Annotated in this window: 33 protein-coding genes; all 33 read left to right on the forward strand. The window is 34.8% G+C overall.

Annotated elements, in window-relative coordinates; all coding sequences use genetic code 11:
• The first annotated feature begins 63 nt into the window (after positions 1-63).
• A complete protein-coding gene (locus OIF33_RS14635) occupies positions 64-303 on the forward strand; it encodes a ribosomal L7Ae/L30e/S12e/Gadd45 family protein (RefSeq protein WP_322504987.1) in 240 nt (79 codons plus the stop codon).
• 57 nt (positions 304-360) lie between these two features.
• The gene (rpsL, locus tag OIF33_RS14640) at positions 361-741 is read left to right on the forward strand and encodes a 30S ribosomal protein S12 (RefSeq protein ID WP_003452165.1); all 381 of its coding nucleotides are present in this window, start codon (positions 361-363) and stop codon (positions 739-741) included.
• A 159-nt stretch (positions 742-900) separates the two neighbouring features.
• Positions 901-1,371: a 30S ribosomal protein S7 gene (gene rpsG / locus OIF33_RS14645; RefSeq protein ID WP_322504988.1), complete on the forward strand. Its 471-nt coding sequence runs from the start codon at positions 901-903 to the stop codon at positions 1,369-1,371.
• An 80-nt stretch (positions 1,372-1,451) separates the two neighbouring features.
• Positions 1,452-3,518: an elongation factor G gene (gene fusA / locus OIF33_RS14650; RefSeq protein WP_322504989.1), complete on the forward strand. Its 2,067-nt coding sequence runs from the start codon at positions 1,452-1,454 to the stop codon at positions 3,516-3,518.
• A 76-nt stretch (positions 3,519-3,594) separates the two neighbouring features.
• Positions 3,595-4,788, forward strand: coding sequence for an elongation factor Tu (tuf, locus tag OIF33_RS14655; RefSeq protein ID WP_322504980.1), 1,194 nt, complete (start codon positions 3,595-3,597; stop codon positions 4,786-4,788).
• 712 nt (positions 4,789-5,500) lie between these two features.
• Positions 5,501-5,809, forward strand: a complete 309-nt coding sequence (gene rpsJ / locus OIF33_RS14660; protein ID WP_003479233.1) for a 30S ribosomal protein S10 — start codon at positions 5,501-5,503, stop codon at positions 5,807-5,809.
• Between the two features lie 82 nt (positions 5,810-5,891).
• Positions 5,892-6,521 carry a 50S ribosomal protein L3 gene (gene rplC, locus OIF33_RS14665; RefSeq protein WP_322504990.1) on the forward strand — a complete coding sequence of 210 codons (630 nt, stop codon included), beginning with the start codon at positions 5,892-5,894 and terminating at the stop codon, positions 6,519-6,521.
• 24 nt (positions 6,522-6,545) lie between these two features.
• Positions 6,546-7,160, forward strand: coding sequence for a 50S ribosomal protein L4 (gene rplD, locus OIF33_RS14670; RefSeq protein WP_322504991.1), 615 nt, complete (start codon positions 6,546-6,548; stop codon positions 7,158-7,160).
• The gene (rplW, locus tag OIF33_RS14675; protein ID WP_003454311.1) at positions 7,160-7,453 is read left to right on the forward strand and encodes a 50S ribosomal protein L23; all 294 of its coding nucleotides are present in this window, start codon (positions 7,160-7,162) and stop codon (positions 7,451-7,453) included. The genes rplD and rplW overlap by 1 nt, the downstream gene beginning before the upstream one ends.
• A 54-nt stretch (positions 7,454-7,507) precedes the next feature.
• Complete coding sequence (gene rplB / locus OIF33_RS14680) at positions 7,508-8,341, forward strand: 50S ribosomal protein L2 (RefSeq protein ID WP_322504992.1); 834 nt, start codon at positions 7,508-7,510, stop codon at positions 8,339-8,341.
• Positions 8,342-8,411: 70 nt separating this feature from the next.
• Entirely contained in the window at positions 8,412-8,693 is a 282-nt protein-coding gene (gene rpsS / locus OIF33_RS14685; protein ID WP_003454422.1) for a 30S ribosomal protein S19, read from the forward strand.
• A gap of 27 nt (positions 8,694-8,720) precedes the next feature.
• Complete coding sequence (gene rplV, locus OIF33_RS14690) at positions 8,721-9,056, forward strand: 50S ribosomal protein L22 (protein ID WP_322504993.1); 336 nt, start codon at positions 8,721-8,723, stop codon at positions 9,054-9,056.
• A gap of 20 nt (positions 9,057-9,076) precedes the next feature.
• Positions 9,077-9,745, forward strand: coding sequence for a 30S ribosomal protein S3 (gene rpsC / locus OIF33_RS14695; protein ID WP_322504994.1), 669 nt, complete (start codon positions 9,077-9,079; stop codon positions 9,743-9,745).
• Between the two features lie 30 nt (positions 9,746-9,775).
• A complete protein-coding gene (gene rplP / locus OIF33_RS14700) occupies positions 9,776-10,210 on the forward strand; it encodes a 50S ribosomal protein L16 (protein ID WP_322504995.1) in 435 nt (144 codons plus the stop codon).
• On the forward strand, positions 10,210-10,419 hold the full coding sequence (gene rpmC / locus OIF33_RS14705; protein ID WP_322504996.1) for a 50S ribosomal protein L29: 210 nt from the start codon (positions 10,210-10,212) through the stop codon (positions 10,417-10,419). The genes rplP and rpmC overlap by 1 nt, the downstream gene beginning before the upstream one ends.
• A gap of 21 nt (positions 10,420-10,440) precedes the next feature.
• The gene (gene rpsQ / locus OIF33_RS14710; RefSeq protein WP_003454312.1) at positions 10,441-10,695 is read left to right on the forward strand and encodes a 30S ribosomal protein S17; all 255 of its coding nucleotides are present in this window, start codon (positions 10,441-10,443) and stop codon (positions 10,693-10,695) included.
• 30 nt (positions 10,696-10,725) lie between these two features.
• Positions 10,726-11,094, forward strand: coding sequence for a 50S ribosomal protein L14 (gene rplN, locus OIF33_RS14715; RefSeq protein WP_317274678.1), 369 nt, complete (start codon positions 10,726-10,728; stop codon positions 11,092-11,094).
• 23 nt (positions 11,095-11,117) lie between these two features.
• A complete protein-coding gene (gene rplX / locus OIF33_RS14720; protein WP_003454257.1) occupies positions 11,118-11,432 on the forward strand; it encodes a 50S ribosomal protein L24 in 315 nt (104 codons plus the stop codon).
• Positions 11,433-11,454: 22 nt separating this feature from the next.
• Positions 11,455-11,994: a 50S ribosomal protein L5 gene (gene rplE, locus OIF33_RS14725; RefSeq protein WP_322504997.1), complete on the forward strand. Its 540-nt coding sequence runs from the start codon at positions 11,455-11,457 to the stop codon at positions 11,992-11,994.
• A gap of 16 nt (positions 11,995-12,010) precedes the next feature.
• On the forward strand, positions 12,011-12,196 hold the full coding sequence (locus OIF33_RS14730; protein ID WP_003470274.1) for a type Z 30S ribosomal protein S14: 186 nt from the start codon (positions 12,011-12,013) through the stop codon (positions 12,194-12,196).
• Positions 12,197-12,228: 32 nt separating this feature from the next.
• Positions 12,229-12,627 (forward strand): 30S ribosomal protein S8, encoded by a 399-nt coding sequence (rpsH, locus tag OIF33_RS14735; protein WP_003454446.1) that lies wholly within the window; start codon positions 12,229-12,231, stop codon positions 12,625-12,627.
• 94 nt (positions 12,628-12,721) lie between these two features.
• Complete coding sequence (gene rplF / locus OIF33_RS14740; protein WP_322504998.1) at positions 12,722-13,261, forward strand: 50S ribosomal protein L6; 540 nt, start codon at positions 12,722-12,724, stop codon at positions 13,259-13,261.
• A 30-nt stretch (positions 13,262-13,291) separates the two neighbouring features.
• Complete coding sequence (gene rplR, locus OIF33_RS14745) at positions 13,292-13,651, forward strand: 50S ribosomal protein L18 (RefSeq protein WP_322504999.1); 360 nt, start codon at positions 13,292-13,294, stop codon at positions 13,649-13,651.
• A gap of 20 nt (positions 13,652-13,671) precedes the next feature.
• Complete coding sequence (gene rpsE / locus OIF33_RS14750) at positions 13,672-14,169, forward strand: 30S ribosomal protein S5 (protein ID WP_322505000.1); 498 nt, start codon at positions 13,672-13,674, stop codon at positions 14,167-14,169.
• Positions 14,170-14,174: 5 nt separating this feature from the next.
• Complete coding sequence (gene rpmD / locus OIF33_RS14755) at positions 14,175-14,354, forward strand: 50S ribosomal protein L30 (protein WP_322505130.1); 180 nt, start codon at positions 14,175-14,177, stop codon at positions 14,352-14,354.
• A gap of 33 nt (positions 14,355-14,387) precedes the next feature.
• Positions 14,388-14,828, forward strand: a complete 441-nt coding sequence (gene rplO, locus OIF33_RS14760) for a 50S ribosomal protein L15 (RefSeq protein WP_322505001.1) — start codon at positions 14,388-14,390, stop codon at positions 14,826-14,828.
• Positions 14,829-14,830: 2 nt separating this feature from the next.
• The gene (gene secY, locus OIF33_RS14765; RefSeq protein ID WP_322505002.1) at positions 14,831-16,108 is read left to right on the forward strand and encodes a preprotein translocase subunit SecY; all 1,278 of its coding nucleotides are present in this window, start codon (positions 14,831-14,833) and stop codon (positions 16,106-16,108) included.
• 26 nt (positions 16,109-16,134) lie between these two features.
• On the forward strand, positions 16,135-16,785 hold the full coding sequence (locus tag OIF33_RS14770) for an adenylate kinase (protein ID WP_322505003.1): 651 nt from the start codon (positions 16,135-16,137) through the stop codon (positions 16,783-16,785).
• Complete coding sequence (gene map, locus OIF33_RS14775; RefSeq protein WP_322505004.1) at positions 16,785-17,534, forward strand: type I methionyl aminopeptidase; 750 nt, start codon at positions 16,785-16,787, stop codon at positions 17,532-17,534. The genes OIF33_RS14770 and map overlap by 1 nt, the downstream gene beginning before the upstream one ends.
• An 88-nt stretch (positions 17,535-17,622) precedes the next feature.
• The gene (locus tag OIF33_RS14780) at positions 17,623-17,901 is read left to right on the forward strand and encodes a KOW domain-containing RNA-binding protein (protein WP_322505131.1); all 279 of its coding nucleotides are present in this window, start codon (positions 17,623-17,625) and stop codon (positions 17,899-17,901) included.
• A 7-nt stretch (positions 17,902-17,908) separates the two neighbouring features.
• A complete protein-coding gene (infA, locus tag OIF33_RS14785; RefSeq protein WP_300351220.1) occupies positions 17,909-18,127 on the forward strand; it encodes a translation initiation factor IF-1 in 219 nt (72 codons plus the stop codon).
• A gap of 12 nt (positions 18,128-18,139) precedes the next feature.
• Positions 18,140-18,253, forward strand: a complete 114-nt coding sequence (rpmJ, locus tag OIF33_RS14790) for a 50S ribosomal protein L36 (RefSeq protein WP_039312872.1) — start codon at positions 18,140-18,142, stop codon at positions 18,251-18,253.
• A gap of 236 nt (positions 18,254-18,489) precedes the next feature.
• The gene (rpsM, locus tag OIF33_RS14795) at positions 18,490-18,855 is read left to right on the forward strand and encodes a 30S ribosomal protein S13 (protein ID WP_300351226.1); all 366 of its coding nucleotides are present in this window, start codon (positions 18,490-18,492) and stop codon (positions 18,853-18,855) included.

The raw sequence follows: 18,855 nt of genomic DNA on the forward strand, positions 1-18,855 counted from the left end.
GTGCTTAGCAAAGTACTAAGGGATTAACTTGTCTACATGATTATTTACAATGGAGGTAATCTTATGGTAGACAGACTTTTAGGAAAAAAAGTTATTGGCATAAAACAATCCACAAAAGCTATAAAGAACGATGAAGGAAAAATTTTGTATGTTGCAAAAGATGCTAACGATAAAATAGTTGCTCCATTGGTAGAATTAGCAAAAAAATGTGGAATTGAAGTGAAACATGTTAAAAGCATGAAAGTTTTAGGAGAAATGTGCGGTATAGATGTAAAATCAGCTGCAGCATTAATCTTAGATTAACGTGTTAACATCTAAAATTTATATAGATAGTTAAATAATTTATCAGGAGGTGAAAGTATGCCAACTATAAGCCAATTAGTAAGAAAAGGCAGAAAAACAGTAGCATCAAAATCAACTGCACCAGCTCTTAAAGAGTGTCCACAAAAAAGAGGAGTTTGTACTGTAGTTAAAACAACTACTCCTAAGAAACCTAACTCAGCGTTAAGAAAAATTGCTAGGGTAAGATTAACTAATGGATACGAAGTAACAGCTTACATTCCTGGTGTAGGCCACAACTTACAAGAGCATAGTGTTGTTCTTATAAGAGGTGGAAGAGTTAAAGACCTTCCTGGTGTTAGATACCATATAGTAAGAGGAGCTTTAGACTCAGCTGGAGTAGCTAACAGAATGCAAGGAAGATCAAAGTACGGTGCTAAGAAACCAAAGCAAAAAAAATAGTTATTGCTTAAACTTAGTTTAAGTGCTGTGTCTTCAAGTTTAGATAGATAACTGTTCGAAGTTTAAATATAGATTATGAAGCAAGCACTTTACGACAATCGATTAAGTTGTGTCGAGTACCGATGAACTTAAACAAAAATTGTTAAGGAGGGAAGAAAAGTGCCAAGAAAAGGACATATTGCAAAAAGAGATGTATTACCAGATCCAGTGTACAATTCAAAAGTTGTTACTAAGTTAATAAATAACGTAATGGAAGATGGTAAAAAAGGAGTAGCACAAAAAATATGCTACGATGCTTTCCAAATAATCAGTGAGAAAACTGGCAGAGATGCTATGGAAGTTTTTGAGGAAGCAATGAACAACATAATGCCTTTATTAGAGGTTAAAGCTAGAAGAATAGGTGGTGCTAACTACCAAGTTCCAATAGAAGTAAGACCTGAAAGAAGACAGACTTTAGGATTAAGATGGCTTCTTGTTGCTTCAAGAAAAAGAGGCGAGAAGTACATGAGAGAAAGATTAGCTGGAGAATTAATGGATGCAGCTAACAATACTGGAGCAGCTGTTAAGAAGAGAGAAGATACTCATAAAATGGCTGAAGCTAATAAAGCATTTGCTCATTACAGATATTAATAAAATGGAACTGTTTTGGCTAAGAGCCAAAACAGTTTTGTTGAATTTAAAAACACTATACGTTGAGAGGAGGAGTCACAATGGCTAGACAATATCCGTTAGAGAAATTCCGTAACTTCGGAATAATGGCACATATAGATGCTGGTAAAACAACAACTACTGAGCGTATTCTTTTCTATACAGGAAGAAACCACAAAATAGGGGAAACTCATGATGGAGCTTCAACTATGGACTGGATGGCTCAAGAGCAAGAAAGAGGTATAACAATAACTTCTGCTGCTACAACTTGTTTCTGGAAAGGTTATGAGTTAAACATAATCGATACTCCAGGACACGTAGACTTCACAGTTGAGGTTGAAAGATCATTAAGAGTTCTTGATGGAACTGTTACTGTTCTTGATGCTAAGAGTGGAGTTGAGCCACAAACTGAAACTGTTTGGAGACAGGCAGATAAGTATGGCGTTCCAAGAATGATATACGTAAACAAAATGGATGCTACAGGAGCTGACTACTATAACTGTATAAACACAGTTAGAGAAAGATTACAAGCTAATGCTGTTGCTATCCAAATTCCAATAGGTCAAGAAGATCAATTCCAAGGAATGGTTGACTTATTAGAAAACAAAGCTATCATATTCAAAGATGACTTAGGAAAAGACATCGATGTAACTGATGTTCCAGCTGAATTAGCTGATAAAGCAGAAGAGTACAGAGCTGCTATGATAGAAGCTATAGCTGAAACTGATGAAGAGTTAATGATGAAATACTTAGAAGGTGAAGAATTAACTCTTGAAGAATTAAAAATAGCTTTAAGAAAAGCTACTATAAACAATGAAATAATCCCAGTTATCTGTGGATCATCATACAAAAACAAAGGTGTTCAACAAATGATCGATGGTGTTGTTGATTACTTACCATCACCATTAGATATACCTGCTGTTAAAGGTACTAACTTAGAGGGTGAAGAAGAGACTAGAGAAGCTTCAGATGACGCTCCAATGTCAGCTTTAGCATTCAAAATCGCTACTGACCCATTCGTTGGAAGATTAGCATTCACAAGAGTTTACTCAGGAGTTTTAGAAAGCGGTTCATACGTATTAAACTCAACTAAGGGTAAAAAAGAAAGAATCGGAAGACTTGTTAAGATGCACGCTAACTCAAGAGAGGAAGTTGAATCATTAGAAGCTGCTGAATTAGGAGCTGTAATAGGTCTTAAGAACACAACTACTGGAGATACTCTATGTGCAGAATCAGCTCCAATAATACTTGAAAAAATGGAATTCCCAGAGCCAGTTATATCTATAGCTATCGAGCCAAAGACAAAAGCTGGTCAAGAAAAAATGGGTATAGCTTTATCAAAGCTTGCTGAAGAGGATCCAACTTTCAAAACTTGGACTGATCAAGAAACAGGTCAAACTATCATAGCTGGTATGGGTGAGCTTCACTTAGATATCATCGTTGATAGATTACAAAGAGAATTCAAAGTTGAGTGTAACGTAGGTGCTCCTCAAGTTGCTTACAAAGAAACTATCAAGAAGGCTGTTGAAGCAGAAGCTAAATTTGCTAGACAATCTGGTGGTAGAGGACAATACGGACACTGTAAGATAGAAATGATACCAACTGAAGGTGAATATGAATTCGAAAATGCTATCGTTGGAGGAGCTATTCCAAGAGAATACATTCCTGCAGTAGATAACGGAATCAGAGAAGCTTCAGAAAGTGGTATAATAGCTGGATACCCAGTTATAAACTTCAAAGTAAGATTATTCGACGGATCATACCATGATGTCGATTCATCTGAAATGGCATTCAAAATAGCTGGATCTATGGCATTCAAAAACGCTATGGCTAAAGCTGATGCTGTTTTACTTGAGCCTATAATGAAAGTTGAAATCACTGTACCAGAAGAGTACATGGGAGACGTTATAGGAGATGTTAACTCAAGAAGAGGTAGAATGGAAGGAATGGACTCAAGAAATGGTGCACAAATCATAAGAGCATTCATCCCACTATCAGAAATGTTTGGATACGCAACTGCATTAAGATCAAGAACTCAAGGTAGAGGAACTTATGCAATGGAATTCGATCACTATGATGACGTTCCAAAGAGCATCCAAGAAGAAGTTGCAGGTAAGAAAAATAAATAATTAATTAAAGAAGCTTTTAAAGCTTCTTTAATAAATAAATGTATATAATATTTTAAAATTAAAGGAGGAATTTGCAATGTCAAAAGCAAAATTTGAAAGAAGCAAACCACACGTTAACATTGGAACAATCGGTCACGTAGACCACGGTAAAACAACTTTAACAGCAGCTATAACAACAGTTTTAGCACAAGCTGGTGGAGCAGAAGCATTCAAATACGATGAAATAGATAAAGCTCCAGAAGAAAAAGAAAGAGGAATCACAATCAACACAGCTCACGTTGAGTACGAAACAGCTAATAGACACTACGCTCACGTTGACTGCCCAGGACATGCTGACTATGTTAAAAACATGATCACAGGAGCAGCTCAAATGGACGGAGCTATCTTAGTTTGTTCAGCAGCTGATGGTCCAATGCCTCAAACAAGAGAGCATATCCTATTATCATCAAGAGTTGGAGTTGACCACATCGTAGTATTCTTAAACAAAGCAGATATGGTTGACGACGAAGAATTATTAGAATTAGTTGAAATGGAAGTTAGAGAGTTATTAAGCGAGTACAACTTCCCAGGAGATGACATTCCAGTAATCAAAGGATCAGCTTTAGTAGCATTAGAAAACCCAACTGACGAAGCTGCAACAGCTTGTATCAGAGAGTTAATGGAAGCAGTTGATACTTACATCCCAACACCAGAAAGAGCAACAGATAAGCCATTCTTAATGCCAGTAGAGGACGTATTCACAATCACTGGTAGAGGAACAGTTGCAACAGGAAGAGTTGAAAGAGGAGTTCTACATGTAGGAGACGAAGTAGAAGTAATCGGATTAACTGAAGAAAGAAGAAAAACTGTTGTAACAGGAATCGAAATGTTCAGAAAGTTATTAGATGAAGCACAAGCTGGAGATAACATCGGAGCATTATTAAGAGGTATCCAAAGAACTGACATCGAAAGAGGTCAAGTTTTAGCTCAAACTGGAACAATCAACCCACATAAAAAATTCGTAGGTCAAGTATACGTACTTAAAAAAGAAGAAGGTGGAAGACATACTCCATTCTTCGATGGATATAGACCACAATTCTACTTCAGAACAACAGACGTTACAGGATCAATCAAATTACCAGACGGAATGGAAATGGTTATGCCTGGAGACCACATCGATATGGAAGTTGAATTAATCACTGAAATCGCTATGGATGAAGGATTAAGATTCGCTATCAGAGAAGGTGGAAGAACTGTAGGTTCAGGAGTTGTTACTTCAATAATCGAGTAATTCTAACTTTTTAGAAAAGCTTAAATATAAATTTAAAAATAGTACCGATGAACAACGGGAGTTTATGCTGAATTAAACCTAGCTTATATTCTTAGCGCAAAAGAGTGTAACTTGAGGATTAATGAAGAAAAATTTCTAATATATAGACGTATATATTAGAAAGCTCTTAAAAGTCAAAAATTAATGCGCAATAATTTTTGACTTTGAAAGAGAGTTTATTAAAAGGCCTGTAAAAAGAGAGAGGAAATTCTTCTCTCTTTTTATTTTTTTAAGTAATATGTTGCTTTTATAAAAAAATAAAATATAATATAATTAGAAATTTTTTTTATGGCAAGAATAAGAATATGAATTTTTTGTTAGGAATAAAATTCTTGTTGAAAAATTTTTTGAATAGTATATTATTAATATTAGTGTTTTATTTTTTTGGACGGTTTTAAGGTTAAAAAGTATAAAAATGTATATGCTAAAACTTCTAAAAAAATACTTGAAAAAACATAATATACATAGTATAATGAAGAAGTTGTAAAGCGAACAGCGATGAATCAAGAGGTTGCCGGACTTCCGGGTAATTCTTGATGAGCATGTTAGGATCTAGAATCCGACGACAGGGGTTAGGTGAACATGTTTAAAGTGTGAAACACCAGGGGCAGTTTACACAATACTTACTGTTGTGCGTTAGAAGTAAAGCGTACATGAAAAGGAGGGAAACCAAATGTCAAAACAAAAAATAAGAATAAGATTAAAAGCATTTGATCACACAATATTAGATCAATCAGCTGAGAAAATTGTTGAAACTGCTAAGTCTACAGGAGCAAAGGTTGTTGGACCAGTTCCACTACCAACTGAAAAAGACGTTATAACAATCTTAAGAGCAGTACATAAGTACAAAGACTCAAGAGAGCAGTTCGAAGTAAGAACTCATAAGAGATTAATAGACATCGTTAATCCATCACCAAAAACTGTTGATGCATTAATGAGATTAAACTTACCAGCAGGTGTTGATATCGAAATAAAACTTTAATAGTTTATTTAGATTGAATTAAGAGATTGAACTGTTATGATTGCAGAGGCAATCCGCTAATACGTTTAGGAGGTGTAACCACATGAAAAAAGCTATCATAGGTAAAAAAGTTGGAATGACTCAAATATTCGATGAGAATGGAAAAGTAATTCCTGTAACTGTAGTTGAAGCTGGTCCATGTGTTGTAGTTCAAAAGAAAACAGTTGAAACTGATGGATATGACGCAATACAAGTTGGATTCGGTGAATTAAGAGAAAAATTAGTTAACAAACCAAGAAAAGGACATTTTGCTAAAGCAGGTGTTTCTTTAAGAAGAACTTTAAAAGAGTTCAGAATGGAAGATGTTGCTAGTTACAATGTTGGAGACGAAATAAAGGTTGACACATTTGAAATTGGAGACAAAGTAGACGTATCAGGAGTTTCTAAAGGTAAGGGATTCCAAGGTACAATCAAAAGATGGAATGCTAGTAGAGGACCAATGTCTCACGGTTCTAAATTCCACAGAGCACCAGGTTCAATGGGAGCTGCTTCAGACCCATCAAGAACTTTCAAGAACAAGAGAATGCCTGGACATATGGGAGCTAAGAACACTACAGTTCTTAACTTAGAAGTTGTTAAGATAATGCCTGAAAAGAACATAATCTTAATAAAGGGTGGAATCCCAGGTCCAAATAAAGGCACAGTAGTTATAAGAAACAGCGTTAAGGCTTAATTTCTGTAGAAAGGAGGAAGCGTAATGCCTAAAGTAGGTTTATTTAATAAAGAAGGACAACAAGTTGGAGATATCCAATTAAACGAGCAAGTATTTGGAGTTGAAGTAAACAAATATGCTTTACACCAAGTAGTAGTAGCTCAATTAGCTAACAAGAGACAAGGTACTCAATCAGCTAAAACAAGATCTGAGGTAAGAGGAGGCGGAATCAAGCCTTGGAGACAAAAAGGAACAGGTAGAGCAAGACAAGGTTCTATCAGAGCGCCTCAATGGATCAAAGGTGGAGTTGTATTTGCACCAAAACCAAGAGATTACAGAATGTCAATACCAAAGAGCATGAAGAAAGTAGCTATGACTTCTGCTTTAACTAGCAAAGTTGCAGATATGGTTGTTTTAGAAAACTTAACTTTCGAAGCTCCAAAAACTAAGGAAGCAGTTAAAATGTTAAATGCTTTCGAAGCTAAGAAGACATTAATAATAACAGCTGAAGTTAATGAAAATGTATATAAATCAGCTAGAAACATCGAAGGTGTAACAGTTATGCCTGTTAACAACATCAATGTTTATGATTTATTAAACTGCAAAACATTAATGATAACTAAAGAAGCTGTAAACAAAATTGAGGAGGTGTACGCATAATGAAGTTAACAAGCCATGATATAATCAGAAAACCAGTTATAACTGAAAAGAGTATGGCAGCTATGGCTGAAAATAAATACACCTTCATAGTTCATATGGCAGCTAACAAAGTACAAATAAAGAGAGCTGTAGAAGAAGTTTTCAACGTAAAAGTTGCTGACGTTAAAACTATGAGATTCGAAGGAAAAACTAAGAGAGTTGGAGTTCATATCGGAAAAAGAGCTGACTTCAAAAAAGCTGTTATAACTTTAGCTGAAGGTAGCAGCATAGAATTCTTCGAAGGAATGCAATAATAAAAAGCAGGTATTGGTTGAAGGCCAGATAAGCTATAAGAAGGAGGGACAATAATGGCACTTAAAAAGTTTAACCCAACTACACCATCAAGAAGACAAATGACTATGCCAACATTTGAAGAAGTAACTACAAATGCACCTGAAAAGTCACTTCTTGTTTCTTTAAAGAAAACTGGTGGTAGAAACGCACAAGGTAAAATAACTGTTAGACACCACGGTGGTGGAGCTAAGAGAAAATATAGAATAATAGATTTCAAAAGAAATAAAGATGGAATCCCAGCAAAAGTTGCTACAGTAGAGTACGATCCAAATAGATCAGCTTACATAGCACTTGTTATTTATGCTGATGGAGAGAAGAGATACATACTTGCTCCTGTAGGTTTAAAAGTAGGAGATACAGTTGTATCAGGACCTGAGTCAGATATCAAACCAGGTAACGCTCTTCAATTAAAACACATGCCAGTAGGTACTTTTGTTCATAACATAGAGTTACAAGCTGGAAAAGGTGGCCAAATGGTAAGATCAGCAGGTACTTCAGCTCAGTTAATGGCTAAAGAAGGAAACTATGCTACATTAAGATTACCATCAGGCGAAATGAGATACGTAAGAATAGAATGTAAAGCTACTGTTGGAACAGTATCAAACACAACTCATGAGATCGTAAATATCGGTAAAGCTGGTAGAAAGAGACACATGGGATGGAGACCAACAGTTAGAGGTTCTGTAATGAACCCTTGCGATCACCCTCACGGTGGTGGAGAAGGTAGATCTCCTATCGGTAGACCAAGTCCAGTTACTCCATGGGGTAAACCAGCACTTGGATACAAAACTAGAAAGAACAAAAAATACTCAGATAGATTCATCATTAAGAGAAGAAACGCTAAATAGTTTGGAGAGAATTAAATATTCTCTTCACAGTTTGGCGGCATAATTAAGTTTATGAAGGGAGGAAATTCTAGTGAGTAGATCAATTAAGAAAGGACCTTTCGTGCATGCAGGTCTTTTAAAGAAAATAGAAGAAATGAACCAAAATGGAGATAAGAAAGTTATCAAAACTTGGTCAAGAAGCTCAACTATATTCCCACAAATGATAGGCCATACAATAGCTGTTCATGATGGAAGAAAACATATCCCAGTTTATGTTACAGAAGATATGGTTGGACATAAATTAGGAGAATTCGTTTTAACAAGAACTTTCAAAGGTCATATTAAAAACGAAAAAACATCAAAGAGAAAATAATAGTATCCGGGAAAGGAGGATCTTTAGATGGAAGCTAAAGCTATAGCTAAATATGTAAGAATGTCTCCAACTAAAGTAGGAGTTGTTCTTGATTTAATAAGAGGAAAGAACGTAAACGAAGCTTTCGCAATTTTAAAATACACTCCAAGAGATGCCGCTGAGGTTATAAACAAAGTTTTAAAATCAGCAGTTGCTAATGCGGAGAACAATCATGAGTTAGATGCAAACAGATTATTTGTTGCAGAAGCACATGTAGGTCACGGACCAACTTTAAAAAGATTCAGACCAATGGATCATGGTAAAGCATTCAGAATAAACAAGAGAACAAGTCATATAACACTTGTTGTTAAAGAAAGAGCTTAATAAGGTAAGGAGGGAAAAGCATGGGACAAAAAGTACATCCTCACGGACTAAGAGTTGGTGTAATTAAAGATTGGGATGCAAAATGGTATGCTGATAAGAAAAATTTTGCTGACAACTTAATCGAAGACCAACAAATAAGAAAATTCATAAAGAAAGAACTTTTCTCAGCTGGAATCGCTAAGATTGAAATCGAAAGATCAGCTAAGAGAATTAAGTTAAACATACACACAGCTAAGCCAGGAGTAATCATCGGAAAAGGTGGTTCAGGAATCGAAAGATTAAAAGCTAGCTTAAAAAATATAATAGCTGAGAAGAATGTTTTAATAAACATCGTTGAGGTTAAGAACGCTGAAACTAACGCTCAATTAATGGCTGAAAACATTGCTGCTCAATTAGAAAAGAGAATATCATTCAGAAGAGCTATGAAGCAAACTATCCAAAGAGCAATGAAAGCTGGCACATTAGGTGTTAAAACTGCTTGTTCAGGTAGATTAGGTGGAGCTGAAATAGCAAGAACTGAGCAATATAATGAAGGAACAATCCCACTACAAACAATAAGAGCTGACATCGACTATGGATTTGCTGAAGCAGATACAACTTATGGTAAAATCGGTGTTAAAGTGTGGGTTTACAATGGAGAAGTTCTTCCAACTAAAAAAGTTGAAAAAAAGGAAGACGCTAATGCATAATATGATGCACTAAGAAAGGAGGAATATAACATGTTAATGCCTAAAAGAGTTAAACATCGTAAGGTACAACGTGGTAGAATGAAAGGTAAGGCAACTAGAGGAAACTTTCTAGCTTACGGAGATTTCGGAATCCAAGCTACAACTTGTGGATGGATCACTAGTAACCAAATAGAAGCTGCGAGAATAGCTATCAATAGATATATAAAAAGAGGCGGAAAGCTTTGGATAAAAATATTCCCAGATAAACCTGTAACTGAGAAGCCAGCTGAAACAAGAATGGGTTCAGGTAAAGGTTCAGTTGAATACTGGGTAGCAGTAGTTAAACCAGGTAGAGTTTTATTTGAATTATCTGGAGTTGATGAAGAGAAAGCAAGAGAAGCTATGAGACTTGCTTCACACAAACTTCCTGTAAAGACTAAGTTCGTTACAAGAAGAGATTTTGAGGAAATGGGTGGTGAAGAATAATGAAAGCTAGAGAGTTAAAAGAACTAAGAACAAGCAATCCTCAAGATTTAATAAATAAATTAGGAGACCTTAAAGCTGAGTTATTCAATTTAAGATTCCAATTAGCTACAGGTCAATTAGAAAACCCAATGAGAATCAAAGAAGTAAAAAAATCAATAGCTCAAATCAAAACAATCATAAGAGAAGAAGAGTTAAAGATTGAGCAGTAATCCTGAAAGGAGGTAACCGCTGTGGAAAGAAATTTAAGAAAAAAGAGATTAGGTAGAGTTGTTTCTGATAAAATGGATAAGACTATCGTTGTTGCGGTTGAAACAAAGGTTAGACATCCACTATACGGAAAAACTGTTAACAGAACAACTAAGTTCAAAGCTCATGATGAAAATAATGAGGCTAGATTCGGAGATAGAGTTCTTATAATGGAAACTAGACCATTATCTAAAGATAAGAGATGGAGACTTGTTGAGATAGTAGAGAAAGCAAAATAGTTTTCTAAAGTCTGAAAGGAGGTTAATTTCATGATACAACAACAAACCTTACTAAAGGTTGCTGATAACTCAGGTGCAAAAGAAATAATGTGCATAAGAGTTTTAGGCGGATCTAAAAGAAAATTCGGAAATATCGGAGATATAATAGTTGCTAGCGTTAAAAGTGCAACACCAGGCGGAGTTGTTAAAAAAGGAGACGTTGTTAAAGCAGTTATTGTAAGATCAGTAAGAGGACTAAGAAGAGCTGACGGTTCATACATCAAGTTTGATGAAAATGCAGCTGTAATAATAAAAGATGATAAGCAACCAAGAGGAACTCGTATCTTTGGACCAGTTGCTAGAGAGCTAAGAGATAATGAGTTCAACAAAATCTTATCATTAGCACCAGAAGTTCTATAATAAACGATTAGGAGGTGGCTAAGATGAAGGTACATGTTAGAAAGAACGACACAGTAGTAGTTATATCAGGTAAAGATAAAGGAAAAACTGGTGAAGTTTTAAGAGTAATTCCTAAGACTGGTAAAGTAGTAGTTAAAGGAGTTAACTTAGTTAAAAAGCATCAAAAACCTAATAGACAAAACATGCAAGGCGGAATAATAGAAATGGAAGCTGCAATAAACAGCTCAAAAGTTATGTTATTCTGTGAAAAATGCAAAAAGGCTACAAGAATAAGCCATAAGTTATTAGAAGACGGTGCAAAAGTAAGAGTATGTAAGAAGTGTGGAGAAACATTCTAAAATTTGAAAGGAGGTACTTTACGTGAATAGACTTCAAGAAAGATATGAAAAAGAAGTAGTTCCAGCTATGATGGAAAAGTTCGGATACAAAAACATAATGCAAGTTCCTAAAATAGAAAAAGTTGTTATAAACATGGGAGTAGGAGAAGCTAAAGACAATCCTAAGGTTCTAGAATCAGCTGTTAGTGATTTACAAATAATCGCTGGACAAAAGCCTGTATTAACAAGAGCTAAAAAGTCAGTTGCTAACTTCAAAATAAGAGAGAACATGGCTTTAGGATGTAAAGTTACTTTAAGAAAGACTAATATGTACGAATTCGTAGATAAATTAGTTTCAATAGCTTTACCTAGAGTAAGAGACTTTAGAGGAGTTTCACCTAAAGCATTTGATGGAAGAGGAAACTACTCATTAGGTATTAAGGAACAATTAATATTCCCAGAAATCGAGTATGATAAAGTAGATAAAGTAAGAGGAATGGATATAATCTTCGTTACTAGTGCTAACACAGACGAAGAAGCAAGAGAATTATTAAGATTCCTTGGAATGCCATTCGCTCAATAATAAGGAGGGGATACGCATGGCTCGTAAGGCAATGATCGAAAAATGGAAAAAAGAACCTAAATACAAAACTAGAGCGTATACTAGATGTAGATTATGTGGAAGACCACATTCTGTATTAAAGAAATTCGGAATTTGCCGTATCTGCTTCAGAGAATTAGCTTATAAAGGTGAAATTCCTGGATGTAGAAAGGCAAGCTGGTAATATACTAGTAGAATGAAAGGAGGCACAATATAATGGTTATGACAGATCCTATCGCAGACTTACTAACTCGTGTGAGAAACGCGAATTCAGTAAGACACGAAGTTGTTGAAGTACCTTCTTCAAGTGTTAAGAAGGCTATCGTAAATATATTATTACAAGAAGGTTATCTTAAAGGAGTAGAGGAGTACAACGATGGTGTAGTTCCTATGATGAGATTAACTTTAAAGTACGGAGCAAACAATGAAAGAGTTATAACTGGTTTAAAGAGAATATCAAAACCAGGTTTAAGAGTTTACTGCAAGAAAGATGAAGTTCCTAGAGTATTAAACGGATTAGGTATCGCTTTAATATCAACTTCAAAAGGATTAGTAGTTGACAGAGAAGCTAGAAAATTAGGATTAGGCGGAGAAGTTATCTGCTACGTTTGGTAATTTTTTAGATTGAGAAAATAACATAGATTTAAATAGATTGAAGCAAAGAGATAAATTAAAAATATAAGGACCAAATTCACAGGAGGTGCGCATTATGTCAAGAGTAGGTAAAATGCCTATAGCTATCCCTGCTGGAGTAACTGTTACTGTAACACCAGAGAACGTTGTTACAGTAAAAGGCCCTAAGGGTGAATTAGTTAAAGCTATGCACAAAGACATTAATATAGCTGTAGAAGATGCTCAAGTAGTTGTTACTAGACCAAGTGACGTTAAAGAACACAGAGCACTTCACGGATTAACTAGAGCTTTACTTAACAACATGGTTGTTGGAGTAAGCCAAGGTTTCTCAAAAACTTTAGAGTTAAACGGAGTTGGATACAGAGCTCAATTACAAGGAAAGAAACTTGTTATGAACTTAGGATATTCACATCCAGTAGAAGTTGAAGCTGTTGAAGGAGTTGACTTCAAGTTAGACGGAACAACTAAAGTTATCGTTGAAGGTATCGATAAAGAAAAAGTTGGAGCAGTTGCTGCTAACATCAGATCATGGAGAAAACCTGAACCATACAAAGGTAAAGGAATCAAGTACTCTGATGAAGTTATAAGAAGAAAAGAAGGTAAAACTGGTAAATAATAAATACTAATATAGAAAGGAGTGAACCTTATGTTCAAAAAGGCAGACAGAAAAGAAGCAAGAGAAAGACGTCACCTAAGAGTTCGTAAGAAGGTATTCGGAACTCCAGAAAGACCAAGATTATCTGTATATAGAAGTGAAAAGAACATATATGCTCAAATAATAGACGACGTTAACGCTGTTACTTTAGTATCTGCTTCAAGCTTAGATAAAGCTATAGAAGTTAAAGGAAGTAACAAAGAAGCTGCTAAAATCGTTGGAGATTTACTTGCTAAAAGAGCTATAGAAAAAGGAATAACTGATGTAGTATTCGACAGAGGTGGATACGTATATCATGGAAGAGTTGAGGCTTTAGCTAGCGGAGCAAGAGAAGCCGGATTAAAATTCTAATCTACAAGGAGGGGAAATACATGAGAATCGATCCTAGCACACTAGACCTTAAAGAAAAGGTTGTTAGTATAAGCAGAGTTACTAAGGTTGTTAAGGGTGGTAGAAACTTCAGATTCAGTGCTTTAGTTGTTGTTGGAGACGAGAACGGACACGTTGGTGTTGGAACTGGTAAATCTATCGAAATCCCAGAAGCAATAAGAAAAGGAATAGAAGATGCTAAGAAAAACTTAGTTGAAGTTTCAATAGTTGGAACTACTGTTCCTCATGAAATACACGGAAAATTCGGTACAGGAGATGTACTTATAATGCCAGCTACTGAAGGTACAGGAGTTATAGCTGGAGGTCCTGCAAGATCAGTTCTTGAGTTAGCAGGATTAAAGGATGTTAGAGCTAAATCATTAGGTTCAAACAACCCAAGAAACATGGTAAAAGCAACTATCAACGGATTAGCAAACTTAAGAACAGCTGAAGATATAGCTAAATTAAGAGGAAAATCTGTTGAAGAGATATTAGGTTAGGAGGGATAGCGATGCTAAAGGTAACATTAGTTAAAAGCTTAATTGGTAGAAAAAAAGACCATATCGCTACTGCACATGCCCTTGGACTTAGAAAAATAGGTAAAACAGTAGAGCATGAGGAAACTCCTCAAATAAAAGGTATGATAAACAAAGTTAGTTATCTACTAAAAGTTGAAGAAGCATAATTAAATAGAGTGTCAGAGGAGGTGTAATAACATATGAAACTTCATGAATTAAGCCCAGCAGCTGGTAGTAAATCAGCTCCTAAGAGAGTTGGTAGAGGTACTGGTTCAGGACTAGGAAGAAATGCCGGAAAAGGTGAAAAAGGTCAAAATGCTAGATCAGGTGGTGGAGTTAGACCAGGATTCGAAGGTGGTCAAATGCCATTATACAGAAGACTTCCAAAAAGAGGATTCACTAACCCATTTTCAAAACATTTTGTAACAATCAATGTTGATAGATTAAACATATTCGATAATGGAACAGAAGTTACTCCAGAATTACTATTAGAAAAAAGAGTAGTAAGTAAACTAATGGACGGAGTTAAGATCTTAGGAAATGGAAACATAGAAAAGAACTTAACTATCGCAGGTTGCAAGTTATCAAAGCAAGCAGCTGAAAAAATAGTTGCAGCTGGAGGAAAAGTTGAGGTGAAATAATCGTGCTATCAACCCTACGTAATGCCTGGAAGGTTCAAGATTTAAGAAAAAAGATAATTTGGACTGTATTCTTAATAGCAATTTTCAGGATGGGAAGTTATATTCCTGTTCCTGGAATTGATACAGATAGTCTGAAAGCTTTAACACAATCAGGAGGCTTAGTAAGCTTCTATGATTTAATTTCTGGTGGTTCTTTTAGTAGATTTAGTATATTTGCTTTAGGTGTTGTACCATACATTAATGCTTCAATCATCATGCAACTTTTAACAGTTGCAATTCCTAAATTAGAGCAACTATCTAAAGAGGGAGATGACGGAAGAAAGAAAATCCAAAAGATAACTAGATATGCTTCAATTGTTATTGGAGCAATCACAGCTTATGGAACTTATGTGATAATTCACAATGTAGGAGCACTTAAGAGTAATTCTCCAGTTAGTATGTTTTTAATATTACTAACATTAGTAGTAGGATCAACTTTCCTAATGTGGTTAGGAGATCAAATTACTGTTAAAGGAGTAGGAAATGGTACCTCTTTGATAATATTTGCAAATATATTATCAAGTTTACCAATGACTGGTTATCAAATATATAACTTAAGTAAGATAGGTAAAATAAATATTGTTGAAGTAGCATTATTTATTTTCTTTACATTAGCTTTATTAGCAGGTGTAATTTACTTATCATTAGCTGAAAGAAGAATCCCTGTACAGTATGCAGGTAAAGCCGTAGGTAATAAAATGATGAAGGGACAATCAACTCATATTCCATTAAGTATTATTGGAACAACTGTTATAGCAATAATCTTTGCTATGTCTGTTATGAGTTTCCCAACAACTATAGCTCAATTCTTCCCAGAAGCTGGATGGTCACAATGGATTACAGGATCTTCTTACAGTCCTTTCAATGCAAAGACTTGGATGTATCCAGTATTATATTCATTACTGACTATATTCTTTACTTGGTTCTATACTCAAATAACATTTAAGCCAGATGAAATGGCTGAGAATATGCATAAATCATCAGGTTTCATTCCTGGAATAAGACCTGGTAAACCAACAGAGATTTATTTAGAGAAAGTATTAAATAGAATTTCAATGTTTGGTGGATGTTTTGCTGCGTTTATAGCGGTAGTTCCTATCTTAGTTGCAAACTATACTCCTTTTGAAGGAATACAGTTTGGAGGAACATCACTGTTAATCTTAGTTTCAGTTTCATTAGAAATAATGAGACAGTTAGAATCTCAATTAACAATGAGACATTACCAAGGATTCTTAAAATAGAAATACAAGTTATGGAGATGATGCCCGTGAAGATAGTTTTATTAGGTCCTCCTGGAGCAGGAAAAGGAACACAGGCAAAATCAATTAGTAATAGATATTCAATTCCTCATATATCTACTGGAGATATTTTTAGAAAGAATATTTCTGAGAATACTCCTTTAGGTATTGAGGCTAAAACATACATGGACAATGGACAGTTAGTTCCAGATGAAGTAACTATAAACATGGTAAAAGATAGACTTCAGCAAGATGATTGTAAAAACGGATATCTGTTAGATGGTTTCCCAAGAACAGTTCATCAAGCAGAGGCTTTAGATAATTTCTTAAGTGAAAGAGGCGAGTCAATAGACACAGCTCTTTTAATAGAAGTACCTAAAGAATTCATACTTGAAAGAATGACAGGAAGAAGAGTTTGTCCTTCATGTGGAGCAAGTTATCACATAAAGTTTAATCCACCAGCTAATGATGGAAAATGTGATCTTTGCGGATCAGATGTTATCCAAAGAAAAGATGACACTGAGGAAACAGTGAAAGAAAGACTTGATGTGTACGAAAATCAAACACAACCATTAATTGATTTTTATGAAAACAAAAAGCAACTTTCAGTAGTAGATGGAACACAAGCAATAAACGAGGTCTTTGAGAGTATCTGTAAAATATTAGGGAGCGACAAGTAATGATAATTCTTAAGAATGAGAATGAAATCGACCTAATGAGGAAAGCAGGAAAGCTTCTTGGAGAAACACTTAACCTGCTTAAGGAGAAAGTAAGACCTGGTATTACTACTACGGAATTAGATAGAATAGCTGAAGAGTTTATAACTAAGCATGGAGCTACACCATCCTTTAAGGGATTGTATGGTTTTCCAGCTTCATTATGTATATCTGTTAATAATCAAGTAATTCATGGTTTCCCAGGAAGTTATGAATTAAAAGATGGAGACATTGTTTCTATTGATTGTGGAGTTTGTCTAAATGGATTTCACAGTGATGCTGCTAGAACTTTTGGTGTTGGAAATATATCAGAAGAAGCGGAAAAGCTTATTAGAATTACTGAAGATTCCTTTTTTAAAGGAATAGAGAAGGCATATGTAGACAATAGATTAACGGATATTTCTAATGAAATACAGCAATATGTTGAAGCAAATGGATTTTCTGTTGTTAGAGACTTTGTAGGACATGGAATTGGCCGAAAAGTACATGAAGATCCTGAAGTTCCTAATTTCGGTAGACCAGGCAGAGGTCCAAAGTTAATGGCAGGAATGGTGTTAGCTATTGAACCAATGGTAAACATAGGATCATATAGAGTTAAGACTTTAGATGATGGCTGGACAGTAATAACAGCAGATGGTAAACTTTCTGCACATTATGAAAATACAGTTGCAATTTTACCTAATGGTCCTGAAATATTAACACTTGTAAAATAGTTTTAATATATATTGCTTAGTTATAAATTAACATTTGCCTATAAGGAATTTGTAGTTTATGACTAAGGTAATCTTTGAGGTGGATAAGTTGCAAGAAACTCACTTAATTGGTAAATTAGTTACTTCAAATGCTGGTAGAGATGCAGGAAAATCATATATTGTGGTTGGATCAGCAGGTGAATATCTACTAGTAGCTAATGGAGCAACTAAAACCATGGAAATGCCAAAAAAGAAAAAAATAAAACATGTAGTGCTTACTGAGATATTGGATGATGAATTAAAATCAGGTATAATATCAAAGGATAAGAATATAAATCTTAAAATAAAAAGATTTTTAAAGCTTAATCGCACTAACAAGGAGGTTTGATTACCTTATGTCAAAAAGTGATATAATTGAAATGCAAGGTACGGTTTTAGAATCCCTACCAAATGCAATGTTTGAAGTTGAATTAGAGAGTGGGCATAAAATTTTAGCACATATCTCAGGAAAGTTAAGAATGAACTTCATAAGAATTTTACCAGGAGATAAGGTTACTGTGGAACTTTCACCATATGACCTAACAAGAGGTAGAATTACATGGAGAGCAAAATAAGGAGGGTTAGCGATGAAAGTAAGACCATCAGTTAAGCCTATTTGCGAAAAGTGCAAAGTTATAAGAAGAAAAGGAAGAGTAATGGTAATCTGTGAAAATCCTAAGCACAAACAAAAACAAGGCTAATAGGTAAATAAAACATAATAAAAAGGTCAATTGGGAGCGAATTCTTATTGACTTTTATTTAAAAGTAAAATATGATTATATAGGCATTTAAATAATAGCAAGTAAATTTTAGGTGCGGCTGTGATGGGTAAAACCATCAACCTAAAATTTTAAATATAAATAAACAATAGAGCAATTGAGTTACTTATTTAATGTAAATCAATTTCGTATTTTAATTACCAGGAGGTGTAACATTAATGGCAAGAATAGCAGGTATCGACCTACCAAGAGAAAAAAGAGTTGAAATAGGTCTAACTTATATATATGGTATAGGATTACCTACATCACAAAAAATTCTTGAAGTAACTGGAGTTAATCCTGATACAAGAGTTAAGGATCTTACTGAGGACGAAGTAAACTCAATAAGAAACTACATTAAAGAATTAACAGTTGAAGGTGACTTAAGAAGAGAAGTTGCTTTAAACATAAAGAGATTAGTTGAGATTGGTTCATACAGAGGAATCAGACATAGAAAAGGTCTTCCACTTAGAGGACAAAAAACTAAGACTAATGCTAGAACTAGAAAAGGTCCTAAGAAGACAATAGCTAATAAGAAGAAATAG

The sequence above is a fragment of the Clostridium sp. LIBA-8841 genome, from assembly GCF_034439435.1.
Lineage (GTDB): Bacteria > Bacillota > Clostridia > Clostridiales > Clostridiaceae > Sarcina.